Source organism: Lactobacillus acetotolerans DSM 20749 = JCM 3825 (assembly GCF_001436775.1).
In the GTDB taxonomy this organism is placed as follows: Bacteria; Bacillota; Bacilli; order Lactobacillales; family Lactobacillaceae; genus Lactobacillus; species Lactobacillus acetotolerans.
In genome coordinates, this window is record NZ_AYZC01000067.1 from 1 (window position 1) to 3,732 (window position 3,732).

3 protein-coding genes are annotated in these 3,732 nt (G+C 34.7%); all 3 read left to right on the forward strand.

Features of this window, described 5'->3' with window-relative positions:
* Positions 1 to 380 precede the first annotated feature (380 nt).
* The 3 genes from FC77_RS07355 to FC77_RS07365 all read left to right on the forward strand — a co-directional run bounded on the left by FC77_RS07355 (position 381) and on the right by FC77_RS07365 (position 3,565).
* On the forward strand, positions 381 to 2,162 hold the full coding sequence (locus tag FC77_RS07355) for an FAD-dependent oxidoreductase (RefSeq protein ID WP_056970992.1): 1,782 nt from the start codon (positions 381 to 383) through the stop codon (positions 2,160 to 2,162).
* A gap of 116 nt (positions 2,163 to 2,278) precedes the next feature.
* A complete protein-coding gene (locus FC77_RS07360; protein WP_056970993.1) occupies positions 2,279 to 2,905 on the forward strand; it encodes a GntR family transcriptional regulator in 627 nt (208 codons plus the stop codon).
* Between the two features lie 21 nt (positions 2,906 to 2,926).
* The gene (locus tag FC77_RS07365) at positions 2,927 to 3,565 is read left to right on the forward strand and encodes an SDR family oxidoreductase (RefSeq protein WP_056970994.1); all 639 of its coding nucleotides are present in this window, start codon (positions 2,927 to 2,929) and stop codon (positions 3,563 to 3,565) included.
* The last annotated feature ends 167 nt before the right edge of the window (positions 3,566 to 3,732 follow it).

Here is a 3,732-nt window from a genome sequence, read left to right on the forward strand (position 1 = left end):
AAATGATTCGGTTCATAAAGCTAAACTTTCGTCAATGTCTTAACTTAATGACATTGTATTAAAGAGCGCTTTTAGTGTTTATAGAAAATTCCAACATGGACATTAAACATAAACAGTAAACGTATACTATAAACATGTATAAGGTCGATTCTTGATATATAAATAGTTACCATTAACTAATTATCGATTTAATTAATTACGATTTTAATTTTGTAAGAAAATTGTTAATAAGGTCTTGATATTATCTATTTGATCAATATGCTTCCTCTTTTTTGCTTAAAAACCTGTATACAGGTTATGACTTTTAATCTATTGCTTATTAATAGTTAGTATCATACTATACAAATGTAATCGGTTTAGATAAAAGAGGTTTTAAAATTATGCAAGACGGAATTTTTAAAGCAAAAGCACAAGGCTTTCACGGTGTGCTAACTGTAACAACAACTATTAAAGATAATAAAATTGAAAATGTAAAAGCAAATGGAATAGCTCCATATACAGTTGGCGAACTTTCTGCAAATAGAATGATTGAACGAATCAACAATTCTAAAAGTGTTGATGTAGACGCAATTACAGGCGCAACTTTTTCTTCAAGTGCGATATTGAAAGCTGCTAAAAAGGGCGTAGAAGTTTCTGAAGGAAAAATGACCTCAGAAGAAGCTGAAGATATTAAAACAGATCCGCATAGCGAAATTTCTGTTCCAAAGTATAGCCAACCAATTGATAAGAGAGTATATCAAAATGATGTCAACTTTAAAGATGAATATGATGTGATCATCGCTGGCTCAGGAGCTTCAGGCTTATCGGCCGCAATTGAAGCGGCAAGAAATGGTGCAAAAACTATTTTGTTTGAAAAAGCAGGCATGCCAGGTGGAACGACAAATTATTCTCAAGGAATTATTCAAGCATCTGGGACAAAGTGGCAAAAAAAGTTTACTAAGTACCAAGATGATAATCCACAAAAACATTTGGCCGAATACATGCAAACTGGCGAAGGTCATGTGAACGAAGAATTATTGGATGACTTTACTAAAGATGCTGCCAATACTATTGATTGGTTAAGCGACTTAGGTTTGAAGTGGCAAGATGTTTATGGTCATAAAGTAATTCCATATGAAAATAAAGAAAATTTTGCTGATAGAATCCATGTTTATGAACATGGCGGTGTCAATGGCGCTGGCGTAGTGATGATTACAAAAATGCTTAAGGCTGCCGAAGACGCAGGCGTGAAAATTGTTTACGATACTCCAGTTGTTCAATTAATTTCAAAATCTGCAAATGATAATGAAGTTGTTGGCGTAATTGTTGAACATAAAAATAAGCGTTTAGCTTATAAGGCGAATAAGGGCGTTGTTCTTGCAACAGCAAGTATTGATCATAATGAAAAGCTGGCAAAACGATTAGATCCATGGCAATATCGCGATATTAAGAAACATACTTTACTTAATTCCAAATATGATACAGGCGATGGCATCATCATGGGAATGGCTCAAGGTGCTGGCCTAGCTGGAGTTAGCGGTGCAATGGATGCTGACTTCAAATTTGCTGCCGGATTTTCTGATGAAATTACAACCTTCCCAATGTTTTATGTAAATGGCTTGGGTAACCGTTACGTAAATGAAGATACAACTTATGGTTATCTTACTCGGGCAAACTATGAACAAGAAACCAATTTGGGCAAGGCTACGTGGATGATTTTTGGTAAAAATAGTATTGGCCAAGGTGCTATGCCATACAAATCTGAAGATGATATGAAGAAAGACATGGATGGTGGATATTTGGTTAAGGCAGATACCATCGAAAGTTTGGCACGCAAAATAAATGTCAATATTGAGAATTTGACTAATACTTTGAACGTTTGGAATAAATATGCAAGTGAAAGTCGTGATCCACAATTTGGCAGAACTGAAGGCGTTGAAATTTTGCAAGCTCCATTTTATGCATATCAGAACCGCGATATGAACATTGGTTCAATTGCTGGTTTAAACGTTAATGTAAATCTTGAAGTTTTAGATAATTTAGATCGACCAATTAAGGGACTTTATGCAGCAGGTCAAAATGCTGGTGGATGGATCGGCGAATATTATCCAGGTTCAGGCACAGCCTTAGGTGGATCATTGCATCAAGGTAGAAGAGTTGGGAAAGAATTAGCCAAAAAATAAACCTGTATACAGGTTATAATAGTCAAGCTGTTGCTTATTAATAGTTAGTATCATACTATACAATTGTAAGTGAAAAAGAGCGATATTTGCTATAATTTGATTGCGAGGTATCAAAAATGACTAATCAAGATAAGGCATATAAATACATCAAAAATCAAATTATTTCCGGCAAGTATCAACCAGGACATGTTTTTTCAGAGAATCAATTGAGTATTCGCTTGAACATGTCACGGACTCCGATTCGTGAAGCTTTTAAGAAATTGGAAAACGATTGCCTGATTGAACGTGATAGGCAAGAAACAAAGGTGACCGAAGTTGATTCTGAAGAATTAAAGGAAAACTATGAATTACGATCAATGATGGAAGGATATGCTTTGAATAAGTCCTTTGAAAAATTAGATCATGATCGGTTAGATGATTTTGAAAGCAAGTTTCGTTCAGCACTTGATGAAAAGAATTGGCAAAAGTATCTTAAATGTGATGAACAATTTCATCATTATTTGACGGAAAGTGACGACAAGGCAACTTTACAAAAGGAATTGGATCTTTTGCAAAGTCAAACCAATCGTATGAGATATGCCATTCGCGATGATCAGCGCTGCATGAAATCTTCTGTAAAAGAGATATTAGCAATTATTGCTGCGGTTAGAGAAGATAACCGAGAAAAAGCCATTAAAAAATTACGTTCACATATTGAAAGTGTTTATGCATGGGAATCTTCTTATCTTGAGCAGCATGTGTAGTTATTTTTAAGGAGAAGAATGATGGTTAAAGTTGCTGTTTTAGGTGCACATGGTCAAGTTGCACAATTAACTGAAGAAATGTTGTTTGCAGATAAAGATGTTGAAACAACTTTGTTTTTGAGAAATGCTAGTCGCTTGGCAAAAGACAAAGATAAGGCAACCATCATTGATGGAGATGCTACCAATGAAGCTGATCTTGAAAAGGCAATTAAAGGTCAAGATGTTGTTTATGCAAATTTAGCTGGTACTGGAACTATTGATAAGCAAGCTCAAGCCGTTGTTGAGACTATGGATAAGTTAGGTGTTAAACGTTTGATTTGGATCTCAACTTTAGGCATTTATGATGAAGTAGCTGGCAAGTTTGGTGAATGGAATAAAGAAACTTTGGGCAATTATATTACTGAATATGCTAAGGCCGCAAAGAGAATTGAAAATTCAGATCTTGATTATACGATTGTTCGTCCAAGCTGGATGACTAATAAGGATGAAGTCGATTATCAAAAGTCCAAGAAGGGCGAACCAATCACTAACACTGAAGTTTCAAGAAAATCAATTGCTTCATATGTTTACGAATTGATCAAGAATCCTTCTGAAGATGTTCATGAATCAATTGGTTTGGAAAAGCCAGGCACTGAAGGCGACAAGCCAAGCTGGTACTAAAATTTAATATTACCGTTATCATAAAAACTCTTGTCATATGGCAAGAGTTTTTATTTGGAATGAATAATTGAGCAATATCATAACAAATTTATTTGTAGATAAATATAATTCACGCGTGGTGCTAGTTGTTTAAATTAACCAAATAGCCTAGATTATAAGTTAAAATA